The 17,578-nt window shown below is 58.7% G+C and carries 19 protein-coding genes and 1 pseudogene; 9 read left to right on the forward strand and 11 right to left on the reverse strand.

Annotated features, from left to right (window positions below; all coding sequences use genetic code 11):
• Positions 1–47: 47 nt before the first annotated feature.
• Positions 48–473 carry a YybH family protein gene (locus ACWIKB_RS13870; protein WP_475267480.1) on the reverse strand — a complete coding sequence of 142 codons (426 nt, stop codon included), beginning with the start codon at positions 471–473 and terminating at the stop codon, positions 48–50.
• Positions 474–615: 142 nt separating this feature from the next.
• On the opposite strand from ACWIKB_RS13870, the gene ACWIKB_RS13875 reads away from it, so the two are divergent.
• A complete protein-coding gene (locus ACWIKB_RS13875; RefSeq protein ID WP_475267482.1) occupies positions 616–1,101 on the forward strand; it encodes a GNAT family N-acetyltransferase in 486 nt (161 codons plus the stop codon).
• 168 nt (positions 1,102–1,269) lie between these two features.
• Here the strand turns inward: ACWIKB_RS13875 and ACWIKB_RS13880 are convergent, their stop codons facing one another.
• From ACWIKB_RS13880 to ACWIKB_RS13890, 3 genes are all read right to left on the reverse strand, one after another.
• A complete protein-coding gene (locus ACWIKB_RS13880) occupies positions 1,270–1,758 on the reverse strand; it encodes a GNAT family N-acetyltransferase (RefSeq protein ID WP_475267484.1) in 489 nt (162 codons plus the stop codon).
• Between the two features lie 314 nt (positions 1,759–2,072).
• A complete protein-coding gene (locus ACWIKB_RS13885) occupies positions 2,073–2,558 on the reverse strand; it encodes a GyrI-like domain-containing protein (protein ID WP_475267486.1) in 486 nt (161 codons plus the stop codon).
• Positions 2,559–2,626: 68 nt separating this feature from the next.
• On the reverse strand, positions 2,627–3,289 hold the full coding sequence (locus tag ACWIKB_RS13890; RefSeq protein WP_475267488.1) for a LysE family translocator: 663 nt from the start codon (positions 3,287–3,289) through the stop codon (positions 2,627–2,629).
• Between the two features lie 139 nt (positions 3,290–3,428).
• On the opposite strand from ACWIKB_RS13890, the gene alaC reads away from it, so the two are divergent.
• Complete coding sequence (alaC, locus tag ACWIKB_RS13895) at positions 3,429–4,646, forward strand: alanine transaminase (protein WP_475267490.1); 1,218 nt, start codon at positions 3,429–3,431, stop codon at positions 4,644–4,646.
• A gap of 118 nt (positions 4,647–4,764) precedes the next feature.
• Here alaC and ACWIKB_RS13900 read toward each other — a convergent pair whose 3' ends face one another.
• Both ACWIKB_RS13900 and ACWIKB_RS13905 read right to left on the reverse strand, forming a co-directional pair.
• Entirely contained in the window at positions 4,765–6,117 is a 1,353-nt protein-coding gene (locus tag ACWIKB_RS13900; RefSeq protein ID WP_475267492.1) for a GntP family permease, read from the reverse strand.
• A gap of 82 nt (positions 6,118–6,199) precedes the next feature.
• The gene (locus tag ACWIKB_RS13905) at positions 6,200–6,733 is read right to left on the reverse strand and encodes a gluconokinase (RefSeq protein ID WP_149657824.1); all 534 of its coding nucleotides are present in this window, start codon (positions 6,731–6,733) and stop codon (positions 6,200–6,202) included.
• A gap of 216 nt (positions 6,734–6,949) precedes the next feature.
• Between ACWIKB_RS13905 and gntR the strand changes: the two genes are divergently transcribed.
• A complete protein-coding gene (gene gntR, locus ACWIKB_RS13910; protein ID WP_475267494.1) occupies positions 6,950–7,981 on the forward strand; it encodes an HTH-type transcriptional regulator GntR in 1,032 nt (343 codons plus the stop codon).
• A 121-nt stretch (positions 7,982–8,102) separates the two neighbouring features.
• On the opposite strand, the gene ACWIKB_RS13915 is transcribed toward gntR, so the two are convergent.
• Complete coding sequence (locus ACWIKB_RS13915; protein WP_475267496.1) at positions 8,103–8,351, reverse strand: DUF6124 family protein; 249 nt, start codon at positions 8,349–8,351, stop codon at positions 8,103–8,105.
• A 463-nt stretch (positions 8,352–8,814) separates the two neighbouring features.
• Positions 8,815–9,690 carry a LysR family transcriptional regulator gene (locus ACWIKB_RS13920; protein WP_475267498.1) on the reverse strand — a complete coding sequence of 292 codons (876 nt, stop codon included), beginning with the start codon at positions 9,688–9,690 and terminating at the stop codon, positions 8,815–8,817.
• Positions 9,691–9,809: 119 nt separating this feature from the next.
• Here ACWIKB_RS13920 and ACWIKB_RS13925 point away from each other — a divergent pair, with 119 nt between their 5' ends.
• The 5 genes from ACWIKB_RS13925 (at position 9,810) to ACWIKB_RS13945 (ending at position 14,057) form a co-directional block, all read left to right on the forward strand.
• Complete coding sequence (locus ACWIKB_RS13925) at positions 9,810–10,244, forward strand: PACE efflux transporter (RefSeq protein WP_475267500.1); 435 nt, start codon at positions 9,810–9,812, stop codon at positions 10,242–10,244.
• 42 nt (positions 10,245–10,286) lie between these two features.
• Complete coding sequence (locus ACWIKB_RS13930; protein WP_475267502.1) at positions 10,287–10,919, forward strand: glutathione S-transferase family protein; 633 nt, start codon at positions 10,287–10,289, stop codon at positions 10,917–10,919.
• A gap of 158 nt (positions 10,920–11,077) precedes the next feature.
• Complete coding sequence (locus ACWIKB_RS13935) at positions 11,078–11,818, forward strand: NAD-dependent epimerase/dehydratase family protein (RefSeq protein ID WP_475267504.1); 741 nt, start codon at positions 11,078–11,080, stop codon at positions 11,816–11,818.
• 125 nt (positions 11,819–11,943) lie between these two features.
• Positions 11,944–13,368, forward strand: a complete 1,425-nt coding sequence (locus ACWIKB_RS13940; protein ID WP_475267506.1) for an MFS transporter — start codon at positions 11,944–11,946, stop codon at positions 13,366–13,368.
• A 137-nt stretch (positions 13,369–13,505) separates the two neighbouring features.
• Positions 13,506–14,057, forward strand: coding sequence for a hypothetical protein (locus ACWIKB_RS13945; protein WP_475267508.1), 552 nt, complete (start codon positions 13,506–13,508; stop codon positions 14,055–14,057).
• A 131-nt stretch (positions 14,058–14,188) separates the two neighbouring features.
• On the opposite strand, the gene ACWIKB_RS13950 is transcribed toward ACWIKB_RS13945, so the two are convergent.
• From ACWIKB_RS13950 to ACWIKB_RS13960, 3 genes and pseudogenes are all read right to left on the reverse strand, one after another.
• Positions 14,189–14,647 (reverse strand): methyl-accepting chemotaxis protein, encoded by a 459-nt coding sequence (locus ACWIKB_RS13950; protein WP_401327027.1) that lies wholly within the window; start codon positions 14,645–14,647, stop codon positions 14,189–14,191.
• An 84-nt stretch (positions 14,648–14,731) separates the two neighbouring features.
• Positions 14,732–15,508, reverse strand: a pseudogene (locus tag ACWIKB_RS13955) (PAS domain-containing protein); the annotation flags it as partial.
• Positions 15,509–15,943: 435 nt separating this feature from the next.
• A complete protein-coding gene (locus ACWIKB_RS13960; RefSeq protein ID WP_475267510.1) occupies positions 15,944–16,816 on the reverse strand; it encodes a LysR family transcriptional regulator in 873 nt (290 codons plus the stop codon).
• A gap of 98 nt (positions 16,817–16,914) precedes the next feature.
• On the opposite strand from ACWIKB_RS13960, the gene gstA reads away from it, so the two are divergent.
• Positions 16,915–17,517, forward strand: a complete 603-nt coding sequence (gene gstA / locus ACWIKB_RS13965; protein WP_475267860.1) for a glutathione transferase GstA — start codon at positions 16,915–16,917, stop codon at positions 17,515–17,517.
• Positions 17,518–17,578: the final 61 nt, after the last annotated feature.

Here is a 17,578-nt window from a genome sequence, read left to right on the forward strand (position 1 = left end):
TTTGGCGGCTTTTCCGACGAATTAGCCCGTCGAATAAGCCCCGACGATCAGGGTTTCAGGTCGAACAGCGCCGCGCCGCTGGCCATGTCAAACGGTGCCGACCAGTGCTCGTGGACGATCTGCCACAGCCCCGCCTCCTGCCGATAGCACTGAGTGCCACGCATCCAGCAAGCCTGGGTTTCGCCCTTGTCGTTGGTGCCGCCGCAATGGGCCAGAAAATGGGCGAACGCGATCTCCTGCGACGGCTCGATGTCGACCTCGTGAAATTCGAAGATGTGCGGGCCAGGGCACATTTCCATGCATGCCAGCCAATGCGCGCGGTAGGCAGGCTTGCCCTTGAATTGCAGGGCCTTGACCGCATCGAAGGAGACGATGTCGTCGGCGTACAGGGCCATGACTTTTTCCACGTCTTTGGCCATGACGGCCTGGCGATAGTTTTCGATCAGGTTATGGATCTGGGTTTGCGTGTTCATGGTGGTTTCTCCATGGTTTTTGTGGTGAAGACACCTTTAGTCGTTCGGCGTAATAGCGAATCGACAACCAAAATAAAAATAATCCATGAACGCAAACTCGCTAGAATCCGAGGCTCATTTCTGTTGGAAAAAGGACACTCCAGTGACAGCCCTACTCGTGCCTTACGAAAGCCTGAACGCGCACCAGCGACAGCAGGTCGAGGCGATCGAAGTCCACAAAGAACAAATCAAATTCTCCGGCGATATCCACGGCGCGTTGCACAGCCTGCTGTCCAAACCCGGTCCCGGCGTCAAAGGTTTTGCCTTGCTGGTCGAGGAAGTTCCGGTGGCGTTCCTGCTGCTCAAGCGCCCACCGGCGTTGCCAGCCTGGGCGAATGAACACAGCGCCACGTTGCACGCCTTGCAAGTCGATCAACGCGCCCAGGGCAAAGGCTATGGCAAGGCTTGCCTGCAAGCGCTGCCCGATGCGGCACGCCAGGCGTTTCCGGAAATAAAGGGCATTGAGTTGTCGGTAGATGCCGACAATGAAGCGGCGATTGCGCTGTATGCCAGGTATGGCTTTGTCGACAGCGGCGAGGCGTACAAGGGCCGGATTGGGTATGAGCGGCGGATGGGGCTGGTTTTTTGATTTGTAGAAGACAACATTCCCTGTCTGGCCGCTAACGTTCAAGCGACGCAAATCCTGTGGGAGCGGGCTTGCTCGCGAAGGCGATTGCACATTCAACAGATTTGTTGACTGACACTCCGTCTTCGCGAGCAAGCCCGCTCCCACAAGGGTTCTGCGGTGTTTCAGGATTTACAGTTCGAGAACCATCTCATGCCAAGCCATACCGCCATGATCCGACGCCGATGGCTTGATGTAGGCGAACCCAAACCCGGCATACAGCGGGATATGCCGTTCCTTGCACATCAGATGAATGCTGGCCTTGCCCATCCCGCGCATCCGTTCAATGAACTCGCCCATCAAGCGCTTTGCCAAACCCTGCCCCTGATAATCCGGGTGCACCACCACCGACATGATCACCACATGCGGCCCGGCCGGGTCGTGGCCGATCAGTTCCTTGAACGCTTCGTCTGACATTTCCACTTCAAACGCCGCACCGGAATTGATGAAACCGGCTACAACGCCGTCGACTTCGGCCACGATGAAACCTTCGGGCCAGGTGGCGATGCGGGTGGCGATTTTTTCCCGGGTGGCGGCTTCGTCGCCTTCGTAGGCCACGGTTTCGATAGCAAAGCAGCGGTCCAGGTCGGCGGGGGTGACGTGGCGGATAACGGTGTTCATGGCAGCTCGGTTTTAGCGTTGGAGAGGTGGCAGATCATAGAGGAATAAGGTGTTCATATCGATCACCGCTGGCGCCGTAAAGCCTGCGTATAGGTGCTGTCATTGCTCGGCGAATCGGATTATTGGTGGTCCCTGTCTCTGATCATCCATAAGGGGAAACACCATGAGCAGCGTTCAGATCGGCCTTCTTATGCTGTTGGGCATCAGCGCGTTTGGCTTCATTACGTTGTCCATCGACCTGTTGCGGGCGCGACGGCTGAAGCAGGGTAAATAACCCATCGAGAGGCGGACGTGGGGTCCGCCTCTCGCGGTTTTCAATCCTTGAGTGGCAACCAGATTTCCAGCACCCCGGTATTGAGCTTCGGGTTGAAGTCCTCGCTGTAGCGTTCGAACTCCGGGGCATCTGCCGCCTGACGACCGGACTGCGGCAGCCAGGTTTTCCAGATGTACTGAAAGGTCTGGGGCAAGGTGTCCAGCGAGCCTTTGTGCTCGAACACCGCGTAATGCTGAGGCTGAACCTCGACCCAGCGGTATTTGTCCGGCAAGTCGTCAAGCTTGCTGATTTCGACGCCGGCGATGTATTCGAAGCCACCCATGCCGTCGGGATTGCAGCAGATGCCGTAGGTCACTTCGCTTTTTTGACCGGGAATTTTGCCAATCTCAGGGATGAATTTCTCCCAGAGCTCGGGGATTTTCTTGGAGGTTTCCTGGGTAAATCGCCCGCCAAGCCCGGCAATGAGCAGGAAGTGGCCGCTCTCAAAGCGTGGCTCGGCCGGTTTGACGCGTGTTTGCTCATCCATGACGCAACTCCTGGTACAAAAATGGTGGGTTCGGCTGGGAGTATAGAAGCCAAACCCGATTCGCCCAATCAGAGCCCGGGAACCTGCCCGACGGCAGCCTTGCCGATAAACTCGTTGTAACCCGATAGGATCACGTAGACCGCGAAATAGCAGAAGATCGCCGCCGATGCCATGTAGGAGTAACGCAGCAGCTTGTCACCCAGCAACTTGCCGCCGTGACTCGCCGCAAAGCACAAGGCGACGCACCACAGCACCCCGGCGCAGAGAAATCCGCCGAGAAACAACGCCGAACTGAGCGTGCCACCGCCGCCGGAACGGGCAATCAGGGTGCCGCCCACCGCGGCGAACCAGAGAATCGCGCTGGGCGAGGACATGGCGAGGAAAATGCCGCGAAAAAACTCACGCCGATGGGAGTTGTTTCCCGCCTCCGCGCCCTGGGCCAGCACCGCTTCGTGGTGGATCGCCGAGTAGATCATCTTCGCCGCGAAGTACAGCAACAATGCCGAACCGCCAATCCACAGCACCCAGCGCACGGTTTCGTATTGCAGCAAAACCGTCATCCCGGCCAGCGCCAGCACGGCGTAGATCAAGTCGCCGACGCAAGTCCCCAACCCCAGCGCAAAGCCTTGAAAATAGCCGCGTTGCATCGCCAGCGTGATCATCGCAATGTTGGCCACGCCGATATCCAGGCACAGCGAAAGGCTCAGCAAGAAGCCACTGCTAAATTCCATCAACCCGTTTCCTTCGGAAATTTTTGTTTACACAGACGCTGGACAGTTTGCCACAACAGCCCTTACATTCCGCCACAGGCCACCGCAGTGGCCAGCGTCGCTCGGACGGTTCCGGGCGCTCACGTTATCCGAGGCAACAATGGCTAACCCAGGTTCGCCGCGCCGCTTTGCGCGCATAGATCGACTCCCCCCTTATGTATTCAACATCACTGCCGAGCTGAAGATGGCCGCCCGTCGTCGTGGCGAAGACATCATCGACTTCAGCATGGGCAACCCTGATGGCCCGACCCCGCCGCACATTGTCGAAAAACTGGTGACCGTCGCCCAGCGCGAAGACACCCACGGTTATTCGACGTCCAAGGGCATCCCGCGTCTGCGCCGGGCGATTTCCAACTGGTACAAGGATCGCTACGCGGTCGATATCGACCCGGAAACCGAAGCCATTGTCACCATCGGTTCCAAGGAAGGCCTGGCGCATTTGATGCTGGCCACCCTCGACCAGGGCGACACCGTACTGGTGCCGAATCCGAGCTACCCGATTCACATCTACGGCGCGGTGATTGCCGGCGCCCAGGTGCGCTCGGTGCCGCTGATTCCGGGCGTGGATTTCTTCGCCGAACTGGAAAGCGCCATTCGCGGCTCAATCCCGAAACCGAAGATGATGATCCTCGGCTTTCCGTCGAACCCGACCGCCCAATGTGTTGAGCTGGATTTCTTCGAGCGCGTAATCGCCCTCGCCAAACAGTACGACGTTTTGGTGGTGCACGACCTGGCCTACGCCGACATCGTCTACGACGGCTGGAAAGCCCCGTCGATCATGCAAGTGCCTGGCGCCAAGGACATTGCGGTGGAGTTTTTCACCCTGTCCAAGAGCTACAACATGGCCGGCTGGCGCATCGGTTTCATGGTCGGTAACGCCGAGCTGGTCAACGCCCTCGCGCGGATCAAGAGTTATCACGACTACGGCACTTTCACGCCGTTGCAGGTCGCAGCGATTGCCGCGCTGGAAGGCGATCAGCAGTGCGTGAAAGACATTGCCGAGCAATATCGGCAGCGTCGCAACGTGCTGGTCAAAGGCCTGCATGAACTGGGCTGGATGGTCGAAAACCCGAAAGCCTCGATGTACGTCTGGGCGAAGATTCCCGAGGCGTATGCGCATCTGGGCTCGCTGGAATTCGCCAAGAAAATGCTCGCCGAAGCGAAGGTCTGCGTCTCGCCGGGCGTAGGATTCGGGGAATATGGGGATGATCATGTGCGCTTCGCGCTGATCGAAAACCAGGACCGGATTCGTCAGGCTGTGCGCGGGATTCGCGGGATGCTTCGGGCGGATGGGTTGGTCGCTAAAACCAACGCCTGACCCATAACCAATGTGGGAGCGGGCTTGCTCGCGAAGGGGACCTTACATTCAAAGTAGATGTTGAATGTAAGTCCGCTTTCGCGAGCAAGCCCGCTCCCACAATTGTTTTGCTGTGTGCTTAGACGACCAGCGACAACAGCAAGATAAAGCCCAGCGCCACCACGGACAGGATGGTTTCCATCGCGGTCCAGGTTTTGAACGTCTCGGCCACAGTCATGTTGAAGTACTGCTTCACCAGCCAGAAACCTGCGTCGTTGACGTGAGACAGCACCAGCGAACCGGCACCGGTGGCCAGCACCAGCAGCTCACGGTTCACACCCGGAATCATCCCCACCACCGGCACCACGATGCCCGCGCCCGTAATGGTCGCCACGGTTGCCGAACCCGTCGCGATACGAATCACCGCCGCCACCAGCCAGGCCAGCAGGATCGGCGAGATCTGTGCGTTCACCGCCATGTGGCCAATCACGTCACCCACACCGCTGGTCACCAGCATCTGCTTGAAGCCACCACCGGCACCGATGATCAGGATGATTGCGGCGGTCGGCGCAAGGCTCGAATCCAGCAGTTTCAGGATCTGTTTCGAACCAATGCCCTGACGATGGCCAAAGGTGTACAGCGACAGCAGCAACGCCAGCAGCAGCGCCGAGATCGGGTGACCGATCAGGTCCATCCAGCTGCGGAAGAAGTGCCCGTCCGGCAGTGCCACATCAGCAAAAGTCTTGAGCAACATCAGGAACACCGGCAGCAGCACGGTGATCAGGGTAATGGCGAAGCTTGGCAGCGTGGCGGCCTGTGGCTCGCGCGCCAGTTGATCCACCAGTTCCTGATTGGCATGACCCGGGATGTACTTGGCAATGAACGTACCGAAGATCGGACCAGCAATAATGGCGGTCGGCAGCGCTACGATCAGGCCGTACAGAATGGTTTTACCGATGTCGGCACCGAACACGCCAATGGCCAGCAGCGGGCCCGGGTGCGGTGGCACTAGGCCGTGCACCGCCGACAGACCGGCCAGCAGCGGGATACCGATCTTGATGATCGACACGCCGGTACGCCGGGCAACGATGAATACCAATGGAATCAGTAGCACGAAGCCGATTTCGAAGAACAGCGGAATGCCGACCAGGAACGCCGCGAACATCATGGCCCACTGCACGCGCTCTTTACCGAACGCGCGAATCAGGGTCTGGGCAATCTGATCTGCCCCGCCCGACTCGGCCATCATCTTGCCGAGCATGGTGCCCAGCGCGAGGATGATCCCGACAAAGCCGAGCACACCACCGAAGCCGTCCTGGAACGCTTTGAGAATGGTGCCCACCGGCATGCCGGAGGTCAGGCCGAGGAAACCGGCTGCGATGATCAGGGCAATGAACGGGTGCAGTTTGAATTTGGTGATCAGGACAATAAGCCCGATCACGGTAACCACTGCATCTAGCAGCAGGAACGACTCGTGGGACATGCCAAACATTAGGGGTGTCTCCTGATTGTTGTTGTTATTAAAGCGGGTAATTCGCAAGCCATAAGGACAGCGCTATCTCTTGGAGGAAAACTCATACCGCGAGTTTCAAACCGTGTTCAAGCCACCAGACATGCGCCTGCTTGGCCAGTTGCTCGACGCTGTGATTCGAAGCGTCGAGGGCCAGGGTCAGCGGCTCGCCAACGGGGGATTCAAGGGTGGCGAACTGACTGTCAATCAAGGTCGACGGCATGAAGTGGCCCGGGCGGTGCGATACACGCTCGGCGGCGACTTCGGGGGTCAGCTCAAGGAACACGAAGCCCAGGCCCGGCAAGGCACTGCGCAGCACTTCGCGATAACTGTGTTTGAGGGCCGAACAGGTCAACACCGGGCGCTCGCCCTTGGCGTCAACACGGCGCAATTCGTCGCACAGGCTGTCGAGCCAGCCGGCACGGTCTTCGTCGTTCAGGGGGATACCCGCGCTCATCTTTTCGATATTGGCGGCAGGGTGGAAAGTGTCGCCTTCAATGGCAGTCGCGCCGCTGAGCTGGCACAAGGCTTCGCTGACGCAAGTCTTGCCACAACCGGCAACGCCCATGATGACCAGGGCGGTGATGGGATGATTCATGAAACACCTCAGCGCGCAGACAGCGCTACCTTTGCCAGTTATGACACCAGATCAAAAGCAGAAGTTGCCGACGCCTTTTTGTCATTTTTGTGGGTTGCAGCATGTTCGTTCGCGACGCCAAAGAACGAGGATCAGGCAAACCCCGCTCACGCATTTGCAGCTGCATCGAGACAGCGCTACCTTAGTGCCTTGAATTTTGTTTGGCAAGCCGCCCCGATGACCACCCCTAAAAACGATAAAAATACACGCACCACTGGCCGCCCTACCCTGAACGAAGTTGCACGCCTGGCCGGCGTCAGTCCGATCACCGCTTCCCGGGCCTTGCGCGGGGTCAGCACCGTGGCCACCGAACTGGTGGAAAAAGTGCAGAAAGCCGCGCTTGAGCTGAATTACGTGGTCAACCCCGCCGCCCGCGCCTTGGCCTCGGCCCAGAGCCATTCGGTGGTGGTGTTGGTGCCGTCGCTGTCCAACCTGCTGTTCATCGACACCCTGGAAGCCATTCATCAAGTATTGCGGCCCAAGGGCTTTGAAGTGCTGATCGGCAACTTCCACTACTCGCGTGATGAAGAAGAAAACCTGTTGCGCAACTACATGGCTTATCAGCCGCGCGGCTTGCTGCTGACCGGGTTTGATCGCACTGAAAGTTCGCGGCGGATGATCGAGGCCAGCAACATTCCCTGCGTCTACATGATGGAGCTGGACAGCGCCGCCGGGCTGAATTGTGTCGGTTTCTCGCAACTGGCTGCGGGTGAGACGGCGGCCGAGCATTTGCTGTTTCGCGGTCGTAAACGCCTGGCTTATATCGGCGCGCAACTGGATCAACGCACGTTGTTGCGCGGCGAAGGTTTCCGCAAGGCTCTGCAAAAGGCTGGTTTGTACGACCCGGATCTGGAAGTGCTGACCCCGCGCGCATCTTCTGTCGGTTTGGGCGGCGAACTGTTCCTGCAACTGCTGGCCAGCCATCCGGATGTGGACGCGATCTTCTTCGGCAACGACGACCTGGCCCAGGGCGCACTGCTGGAAGCCATGCGCTGCGGAATCAAGATCCCCGAGCAAATTGCGGTCCTGGGCTTCAACGACCTGCCCGCCTCGGCGCACATGGTGCCGCGCCTGAGCAGCATCAGCACCCCGCGTGAGGCTATCGGCCGGCGCGCGGCGGAGCAGATGCTGACCTTGATGGCGGGTAACGCAGTGGCCAAACCGGTGCAAGACATGGGGTTTGAGTTGAAGGTGCGGGAAAGCACCTGAAGGTTGCGTCCCGCCCCTGTGGCGAGCGAGCTTGCTCGCGCTGGGCTGCGAAGCGGCCCCAAAAAACAGGGGACTGCTTCGCAGTCCGACGGGAGCAAGCTCCCTCGCCACAGGTCAGTGTTTAGTCTTGTGGGTCGACGTTATCCAGCGCTCGATTCACTGCCATTTCCGCCGACAGGATGATCTGCGCAATGCCCAGCGCTGTGTTGCGATGAGGGCTTTCCAGGAAGGTCACGAAGTCATTGATCATGACAGTGGCTGAAGCCAGGGATTCGCAGGCGTGGGCCAGCAGAGTTTCGTTGTTGATGTCCGCCGAGACGCTGAACATGGGACTGATTTTGCGTGGCGGATTGGGAGTCGGTTTGAACATGGTAATGCTCCTAGAGTCATGGAGCTGCCACGATTCGCTGCTAGGCGAAAATAAGGTGACAGCCGTGCGTGGGCTAGCAGACCAGGACTCTAGAACCCGGTAGATCCGAAGATCTTCCCACGCACAGCCGCCATAACGTGAACGGACCACGAACGGTGAACGCATGCGTCTAAAGTACCCGGGCTGCTAGACCCGATCGCTGAATTGGCAGCGACACGGGAACGATAAAGTCCGGGCACCAGACGCACAAGCCGGCGGATTCTGGCGTAGTTGTAGGCAATGGAGCAAGAAGCTGTAGCCTTTTGAAACCTGCTGAAACTGCTTTCCTACAGAGCATTCCTACACCTCAAGTCGACCGCTGTCCCTGTGGCGAGGGAGCTTGCTCCCGCTGGGCTGCGAAGCGGCCCCAAAAAAGCAGAGGACTGCTACGCAGTCCAGCGCGAGCAAGCTCGCTCGCCACAGGTTATGCGGCGGACATAAGCCTTACGAAGGCCAACGCGCCTTTCTGCAACGGCTGGCTCTTGAGCCACACCGCATGCACCGGCAGCACCAAGCCGTTTTCAATGTTCCTGAACCGCAGGCGCTTGAGCCGCCCGGCATCCAGCAACGGTTGCACCACCGACAGCGGAAAATTGCCCCAGCCCAACCCCGCCTCGACCATTTCCAGTGCGGCCGCCAGGGTGTCGGTGCGCCAATAAGACTCGCCCACCAACGGCCGGGTTTCGCTGATTGGCAAGTCGCGGCTGGCGACGATGATTTGCCGTACTTGCACCAAATCTTCCAGAAACAGATCCTGCCCCTGGAACAGCGGGTTGTCCGCCGCCAGCGTGGCGATCATCCGCTCGGTGCCGACGAACTGGAAACGCTCCAGCACGTTCATGCTCAACCCGGCGAACGCCAGGCACACGCTGACCCGACCGCTGTGGAGCATCGCCAGCACATCATCCTGAGGTGCCGTCAGTACTTCGATGTCCAACAGCGGATGACGCTCGGCAATCACCTTGATCGCGGCCATCAACCGGCGCTTGTCCATGTCCGCCACCACACCGATCGACAGCTTGCTCTCCAGCCCCAGCGACAACTCCACCGCATGCACCTGCAACTGCTTGAGTTGTTCAAAAATCAGCCGCGCGTGGGGCACCAGCGCACTGGCCATGGCGGTCGGCACCGGTTCGCGATGGCTGCGGTCGAACAGCGGATAACCGAGTTCAGCCTCCAGATTGGCAATGCTCATGCTCACCGCCGACGGTACTTTTCCCAGCGCTCTGGCCGCCGCCGAAAACGAGCCACGCTCGATCACCGCGAGAAACAATTCGATGCTGTCACTGTTGAAATTCATCCGTCGTCCTATCAATAAAACTGAAAGCTACTGACTTTTTCTGTCAGGCCTATTGAAGCTATCTTTCGTCGCCTTCGCCAGCACTGCTGGCATCTGTTGGCAAGAAAGAGGCAAAACCCATGCAAGGCGTTAAACGCAAACTGGTTTACGTATCGCTGTATGAAGTGATCGGCATGACCTTCTCGGCCCTGGGCCTGGCGCTGTTGTCCGGCACCTCACCCGGCAGCACCGGCCCGCTGGCGGTGATCATTACCACCCTCGCAGTGACCTGGAACTTCATCTACACCTCGCTGTTCGAGCGCTGGGAAAGTCGCCAGCCCTCGCGCACCCGCACGGTCAAGCGGCGCATCGCCCATGCCGTGGGTTTTCAACTAACCTTGATAGTGTTTCTCATCCCGTTGATCGCCTGGTGGATGAACATCAGCCTGGTGCAAGCGTTCTTGCTGGATCTGGCGCTGATCCTGTTCATCCCGTGCTACACCTTCGCCTTCAACTGGCTGTTTGATCGCACGTTTGGTTTGCCAGCGTCGGCCCTGCCGGATGCTGCTTCTTGATGTTAGATTCCCGAGGCGTCGATTCGCTGAAGGAGTAGCGCCATGGAACATCCACTGAAAATTCTCGGAAAGGCTTCGTCCATCAACGTCAGAAAAGTCCTATGGACCTGTGAGGAACTGGGCGTTTCCTACGAACGTGAGGACTGGGGCAGCGGTTTTGCCTCGACCCACAGCCCCGAGTTCACCCGTCTCAACCCCAACGCCCAAGTGCCGGTGATCATCGATGACGCCGGGGTGTTGTGGGAGTCCAACACCATTTGCCGTTACCTGGCCGGCAAGCATCACAACCACGAGTTGCTGCCCACTGAACCCGCCGCCCGCGCCCGGGTAGAGCAATGGATGGATTGGCAGGCCACCGAGCTTAATCGGTCGTGGAGCTACGCGTTCACCGCGCTGGTGCGTAAAGACCCCGAGTTTCAGGACCCGCATCAGATTGGTGTCGGCATAAATGACTGGAACCACAAGATGAGCATCCTTGAGCAGCAGCTCGCGGCTACCAAGGCTTATGTTGCCGGGCCACGCTTTACCCTCGCGGATATCGTTATCGGTCTGTCGGTCAATCGCTGGCTGATGACGCCGATGGAGCGGCCCGATTACCCGGCCGTCGATGAGTATTTCCAGCGGCTGGCACAGCGTCCGGGATTCCTCAAACATGGTTGCAATGGTTTGCCCTGACTCTGTGGTGAGGGAGCTTGCTCCCGCTGGCTGCGAAGCGATCCCAGAAGAATGGGACTGCTGCGCAGTCCAGCGGGAGCAAGCTCCCTCGCCACAGGTTCGGTGTCAGGCAGAGCTCATCGGCATACCCCAACACATTCCCATAAAAAGAGAGATTCATGAACGGACTCAACGTACTGCTCACCGGCGCCTGCGGCAGAATCGGCAAAACCTTTTTCGAAGCGTCGAAGGATCGTTACACCTTCGTGCTGACTGACCGCGTCGCCCCCGAACTCCCGGTCGAGGCGCCCCACCGTTTCGTACGCCTGGACATGGCCGATCCCAAGGCAATAGAAGCAGTGCTGGAAGGCATTGATGTCATCGTCCACCTCGCCGGCATTCCCCACGCCACGGCAACCTTCGACGAACTGTTGCCCAACAACATTCTGGCCACCACTTACCTGTTCGAAGCGGCGGTAGCGGCCGGTTGTAAACGGCTGGTATTCGCCAGTAGCGCGCAAACCATCGAAGGCTACCCGGTGGACCGCCAGATCACCCCGGGCATGCAGGTCATGCCGGCCAATCTGTATGGCGTCAGCAAATGTTACGGCGAGGCGTTGTGTGGGTTTTATGCCGCCAAACGCGGGCTCTCGACCATCGCCATTCGCATCGGCGCCTTCGAATTCCCGGACCGTCATGAGCTGACCAACGCCCGGGACCTGAGCGCCTGGCTCAGCCCCCGCGATGCGGTGCAATTGCTGCAGCGTTCGGTGGAAGTCGAAGGCGTGCAACACCTGATCGCCCACGGTATTTCCAATAACCGCTTCAAGCGTCTCGATCTCAGCGAAACCACGCGGGTGCTGGGTTATCTGCCGGTGGATGACGCGTTTCGCGAGTTTGATATCCCGATTGCGCCATAAACCCTTAAAACCCAAGCCGTTATTGCAATAACCCGGCGAATCTCGCCACAAAGGCGCAAAGATTCACAATCATTTATTTCCGATAGCAGGCTAAGCTTCCCGTTCAACAAGAATCGGATCAGCCCATGCCTGCTCACTTCCCCGCCGCTGCTCAATCAGACGGCATCGACCCTGTTCGTGCCGCACAGATTTCCGCTCGCATCGACCGCCTCCCCGCTGTTTCCACAATCTGGCGGCTGGTGGCGTTGCTGTCCATCGGTGGTTTTTTCGAACTCTATGACCTGTTCCAGACTGCCTACATCAGCCCCGGCTTGATTCGCGACGGCATCTTCGCCACGGGCAGTCAGGGTGTGTTCGGTTTCTCGGATCAAGCCGCGTTTGCCTCGGCAACCTTTCTTGGATTGTTCCTCGGCGCGAGTCTTCTGAGTCCACTGGCCGACCGCTTCGGCCGCCGTGCGATCTTCACCTTTGCCCTGATCTGGTACACCGTCGCGACCGTGGCCATGGGCGTTCAGAGTTCGGCGCTGGGCATTATCTGCATGCGCTTTCTGGTGGGCATCGGCCTCGGTATCGAACTGGTGACCATCGACGCCTACCTCTCGGAACTGGTGCCCAAACGCATGCGCAGTTCGGCGTTCGCCTTTGCGTTTTTCGTGCAGTTTTTGTCGGTGCCGGCGGTCGCGCTGATGTCCTGGTGGTTGGTGCCGCAGGCGCCGTTCGGAGTGTCGGGTTGGCGTTGGGTGGTGTTGGCCAGCGCGGTGTTTGCGTTGTTCATCTGGTGGCTGCGTTCGCGGCTGCCGGAGTCGCCGCGCTGGTTGGCGCAGCATGGTCGCTTCGATGAGGCCAGCAGGATTCTCGATACCATCGAAGCCCGCTGCGTGAAAGATCTGGGCAAACCGCTGGATGAGCCGGAATTGGCAGCGGTGGACATTCAGGGCTCGGGCCGCTTCGCCGATATCTGGCAACCGCCCTATCGCCGCCGCGCGTTGATGCTGATCGTGTTCCATGTGTTCCAGGCCATCGGCTTTTTCGGGTTCGGCAACTGGTTGCCGGCGCTGCTCTCCGGCCAAGGCGTGAGCGTGACCCACAGCCTGATGTACGCCTTCATCATCACCCTCGCCTACCCGCTCGGGCCGTTGCTGTTCGTGAAGTTTGCCAACCGTTTCGAGAACAAGTGGCAGATCGTCGGCTCGGCGTTGGGCGCCATGACTTTCGGCACGCTGTTCGCGCTACAGACCAGCGCTGTCGGGCTGATCGTCTGCGGGGTGATGATTACCTTCTGCAACGCCTGGCTGAGCTTCGCCTACCACTCCTACCAAAGTGAACTGTTCCCCACCAACATCCGCGCCCGGGCCGTGGGCTTCTGTTATTCGTTCAGTCGTTTGTCGACGGTGTTCAGCAGCTTGCTGATCGGGATCTTTCTCGAACACTTCGGCACACCGGGGGTGTTGGCGTTCATCGTCAGCAGCATGTTGATCGTGATGATCACCATCGGTTACTTCGGTCCGAGAACCCGCAACCTGGCGCTCGAAAACATTGCTCACCGTTGAAGCGGTTGCCGTCTGCCGCCCAGCGGCAAGATCTGACCGCCGCCGCTGCTGAGTCGCCCCGTAAACCGGGCGTTTCGGCGGCGGCACGCTAATTGCTCTTACAGACTCAACAGCAATTACCTACAGGTTTACCCATCATGTTGGTCAGTGCCCATCAAGCTTCCATCGTTCAAAAGACCCAGCGCACCGACATGGACCCGACCACGGCCGCCGCCAGTGCGCTGTACAGTGGTTTGATCCAGAACGCGCAAAACACCGTGGCGCAAATCAAGCAGGACAGCACCAATGCGCAGTCGTCCGGCCTGACGTCCGCCACCCAGCAAGTCAGCGCGGCGAGCACCATCAGCGACAACGTTGATGAAGCATTCGCGAAAACCCGCGTGGGCCTGCAAGCTTCCGTTCCGGACGACAACAAAGCCAAGTCCACCGACAGCACCGCGATGACCGACTTCAAGGACTACATGAGCAAAACGCCGGAACAGCGTTTGCGCGACAGTATTCTGAAAGAGATGGGCATTACCGAAGATCAGTTGAAAGCGATGCCGCCAGAGAAACAAGCGGCCATCGGCAAGGAAATCGCGGATCGTATGCAGGACAAGATCAAACTGGCGCAGGCTGACAAGGAAAACGGCAGTTCTGAAAAGCCTGATAGCCCTCAGGTGGTCGACAAGTTTCTGGCTTCGCTCTAAGGCCAACATACAAAACCCTGTGGGAGCGGGCTTGCTCGCGAAGGCGGCGTGTCAGACACCATTGATGTTGACTGACACGACGCCTTCGCGAGCAAGCCCGCTCCCACATTGGGTTTGTGGTGTTTCTGGGATCAGTTTAATTGCAACGTCGAGTTGAACTGGCTGATTGCATCCACCACATGCCGCGACCCTTGTTGAATCTCCAGAATCACCTCCCCCGCTTCGTTCGCCAACTCCACACCTAACCCGGTGCGGCTCAAGCTCGATTGCATGCTCGACACCGCGCTCAACGACAAATCATGGTTCTTGCGCACCACCTCGACAATCTCCAGCGTCGCCTGACTGGTACGTGCCGCGAGGCTGCGAACTTCATCGGCGACCACCGCAAACCCGCGCCCATGCTCCCCGGCCCGGGCCGCTTCGATGGCGGCGTTCAGCGCCAGCAGGTTGGTCTGATCGGCAATGCCGCGAATGGTCTGGACGATGGTGCCGATGATGTCGGACTGTTTGCTCACCGCATCGATGCTCTCGGCCGCTTCGTTGAGGTCGCGGGAAATGTCCTGGATGATCTGCACCGTTTGTTGAACCACTTGGGAGCCTTTCTGCGCACAGGCGTCGTTTTGTACCGAGGTGCTGTGGGCCGATTCCGCAGCGGTTTGCAGGGTGGTGACTTGGTGAGTGATGTCGCTGGCGAACTTGACCACTTTGTACAAGCGGCCCTTGCTGTCGAACAGCGGGTTGTAGGACGCCTCCAGAAATACCGTATGACCGTATTTGTCTTTGCGCTCGAAACGGTGCGAGTGATATTCGCCGCGATTGAGCGATGCCCAGAACGCCTTGTACTGCGGGGATTCGGCTTCGCTGCGCTGGCAGAACATACTGTGGTGCTGGCCGACGACTTCGTTGAGCGAGTAATGCATGGTTTTCAGGAAGTTTTCGTTAGCGCTAATCACGCGACCTTCAGGGGTGAATTCGATCACCGCCATGGAACGCCCGATGGCCGCGAGCATGCTTTCGTTTTCGTGTTCCTTATTGATTCGGTCAGTTATGTCCGACGCCACTTTCATCACACTTCTTACTTGGCGATCAGGCCCGAATACCGGCATGTAACTGGCTTCAAGCCAAATCTCCCGGCCGACCTTGTTCAAGCGCTGGAAGGTGCCACTGATCGGTTCGCCACGGGCCAGGTCACGCCACAACTTGGCGTATTCCTCACTGCGATAAAACGCTTCTTCACAGAATATGCGGTGATGTTTACCGTGCACTTCCTCGGCGCTGTAACCCATGGTGGCGCAGAAGTTGTCGTTGGCGTCGAGCACGATGCCTTCGGGGCTGAACTCGATCATCGCCATCGAGCGACTGATGGCCGCCAACTTGGCGTTGGCTTCGGTCAATGCGCAGTTGAATCGCTCGATCTCCAGCAGATCAGCCTTGTGATGTAGGTTAAACATGGTTCTATCACCTTCAGCGCGTTCTTTTGATTGATGAAAGTCGTCGGTCTTTCAAGATCCACCACTACGTTCCACGGAACAGGCACACGCATCCCTCCAACGGAAGGATTTGTCAGGTGATAAATGATGTTCAATCGGAGTGTCCATGCAGCAACGCTCTCATCAAGACATCCTTCTCTTGATAGCCCGGTCGGGCCAACCCTAACGTTTTGGTAAGTAACTCCATTTACGGCACGGCTCCTTGTTGTTCAGTGTTGGTGCCTTGGGTGGCGCACTCTTTGGCTTATGTCGCGGCACTCACTTTTTCAGTCATGAACCATTCATTTTTGTGACTGAAATAGTTAGTTACGGGTGAGCATAGCCAGTGAAATGTCGGACGCAATGCCATTAGTCGGCCAGTATTCAGCACAAAATCGGTTCAGCCACCCGCGTGGGTCATTGATTGCCGAGCATGGCCAGCAACGCTTTTACTGCGGGCGACGCTTCCTTATGCGCAGCAACCACCAGGGCAAATTCGCGCTCGATCCGTGGCATCAGCGGAACCACCCGCAGACCCTGGCGATTGGCCGGCAGTGTCATTTCTGGCACCACGCTCACGCCGATGTTTTCCCGCACCAGGGTGAATGCACTGCTCCACTCGCGGACCTCGGCCCGCACGTCCAGCAGTTGCAAACCGGCGTCGGCCGCCAGGCTGCGGGCATTGGTCGAACAACCGCCCGTGGCCAGCACAAAGGGTTGCGTCGCCAATTGCGCGAGGCTGATACCGTCCTCGGCAGTGCCGCGGGCCAAGGGATGGCCGCCGGGCAACACCGCCACCCAGGCATCGCGGCCCAGTCGCCCGGCATTGCGTTCGGGTGCCGGGTTCAACACCACACCAACGTCCACCAACCCGGCTGCGAGCAGGGTTTCCACTTCATCGTCGCTGACTTCCAGAGCCACCACCTGAATGCCGGGGTAGAGCCGATTGAACTGGCGTAACAGCGGCGGTAGAAATGTCGCCAGCACCATCGGAAAACTGGCCAGGCGAATGCTCCCGCGCTGGACGTTTTTGGCAGCGTCGACCGTGCTGCGGATGGTTTCCAGGGCGCCGAGCATGGTGCGGGCCTGCTCGATCACTGGCAGGCCTATTGCGGTTGGCAGGGTCTGACGGTTTTCCCGGCTGAACAGCTGAACACCCAATGTTTCTTCGATCAGTGCCAGCGCCTGGCTGGCACCGGACTGGGTCATGCCGACTCGCTCGGCAGCCCGGGTAATGTTGCCGGTATCGGCCACCGCCACCACCATTCGCCAGTGCATCAGATTCATCATGGCAGTAGCTGTCCTTATGGCACTTTTCTGAAAGATTAATTTTACGAAGACTGCCGCGCACTATGACACTGGCGCAAATCCTCAACCAGAGTCCTGCCATGAAGTTGTATTACGCCCCGCAAGCCTGCTCGATGGCGCCGCACATTGTGTTACGCGAACTGGGCCTGCCCTTCGTCCTGATTCGTGTCGATAACAGCACCAAGCAAACCGCCGCCGGTGAGGACTTCCTCGCCATCAACCCCAAGGGTTACGTCGCGGCGCTGCAACTGGACAATGGCCAAGTGCTGACCGAAGGCCCGGCGATCCTGCAATACCTGGCGGACTTGCGGCCCGAGTTGAATCTGGCACCGGCGAACGGCAGCCTCGAGCGGGTGCGGTTGCAGGAATGGCTGAACTTCGTCTCGACCGAGATTCATGGCGGGCTCGGTTGGCTGTTCAACGCGCAGTTCCCGGATGACGTTAAAACGCAGATCAAGGAGAAACTGTTCAAGCGCTTTGCGGTGTTGAGCCATACGCTGGAGCGGCAGGATTATTTGATGGCGAGCGGGTTCAGTGTGGTGGATGCGTATCTGTTTACCGTGTTGCGCTGGACGTCGGTGTTCGGGATTGATTTGAATCAGTGGCCGGCGTTGGCCGGGTTTCAGGCGCGGATTGATGCGCGGCCGGCGGTAAAGGCAGCGTTGGCGGCGGAGTTGGCGTAGGGCGGGAGACCATTCGCGAGCAAGCCCGCTCCCACAGGGGATTTTCGGTGAACACGATATG

The organism is Pseudomonas sp. 5Vm1k, from assembly GCF_056161485.1.

Coding starts and splice junctions, on each gene's coding strand:
- ACWIKB_RS13870 (WP_475267480.1), bottom strand. CDS start 473: ATGAACACGCAAACCCAGATCCATAACCTGATCGAAAACTATCGCCAG.
- ACWIKB_RS13880 (WP_475267484.1), bottom strand. CDS start 1,758: ATGAACACCGTTATCCGCCACGTCACCCCCGCCGACCTGGACCGCTGC.
- ACWIKB_RS13885 (WP_475267486.1), bottom strand. CDS start 2,558: ATGGATGAGCAAACACGCGTCAAACCGGCCGAGCCACGCTTTGAGAGC.
- ACWIKB_RS13890 (WP_475267488.1), bottom strand. CDS start 3,289: ATGGAATTTAGCAGTGGCTTCTTGCTGAGCCTTTCGCTGTGCCTGGAT.
- alaC (WP_475267490.1), top strand. CDS start 3,429: ATGGCTAACCCAGGTTCGCCGCGCCGCTTTGCGCGCATAGATCGACTC.
- ACWIKB_RS13900 (WP_475267492.1), bottom strand. CDS start 6,117: ATGTTTGGCATGTCCCACGAGTCGTTCCTGCTGCTAGATGCAGTGGTT.
- ACWIKB_RS13905 (WP_149657824.1), bottom strand. CDS start 6,733: ATGAATCATCCCATCACCGCCCTGGTCATCATGGGCGTTGCCGGTTGT.
- gntR (WP_475267494.1), top strand. CDS start 6,950: ATGACCACCCCTAAAAACGATAAAAATACACGCACCACTGGCCGCCCT.
- ACWIKB_RS13915 (WP_475267496.1), bottom strand. CDS start 8,351: ATGTTCAAACCGACTCCCAATCCGCCACGCAAAATCAGTCCCATGTTC.
- ACWIKB_RS13920 (WP_475267498.1), bottom strand. CDS start 9,690: ATGAATTTCAACAGTGACAGCATCGAATTGTTTCTCGCGGTGATCGAG.
- ACWIKB_RS13925 (WP_475267500.1), top strand. CDS start 9,810: ATGCAAGGCGTTAAACGCAAACTGGTTTACGTATCGCTGTATGAAGTG.
- ACWIKB_RS13930 (WP_475267502.1), top strand. CDS start 10,287: ATGGAACATCCACTGAAAATTCTCGGAAAGGCTTCGTCCATCAACGTC.
- ACWIKB_RS13935 (WP_475267504.1), top strand. CDS start 11,078: ATGAACGGACTCAACGTACTGCTCACCGGCGCCTGCGGCAGAATCGGC.
- ACWIKB_RS13940 (WP_475267506.1), top strand. CDS start 11,944: ATGCCTGCTCACTTCCCCGCCGCTGCTCAATCAGACGGCATCGACCCT.
- ACWIKB_RS13945 (WP_475267508.1), top strand. CDS start 13,506: ATGTTGGTCAGTGCCCATCAAGCTTCCATCGTTCAAAAGACCCAGCGC.
- ACWIKB_RS13960 (WP_475267510.1), bottom strand. CDS start 16,816: ATGATGAATCTGATGCACTGGCGAATGGTGGTGGCGGTGGCCGATACC.
- gstA (WP_475267860.1), top strand. CDS start 16,915: ATGAAGTTGTATTACGCCCCGCAAGCCTGCTCGATGGCGCCGCACATT.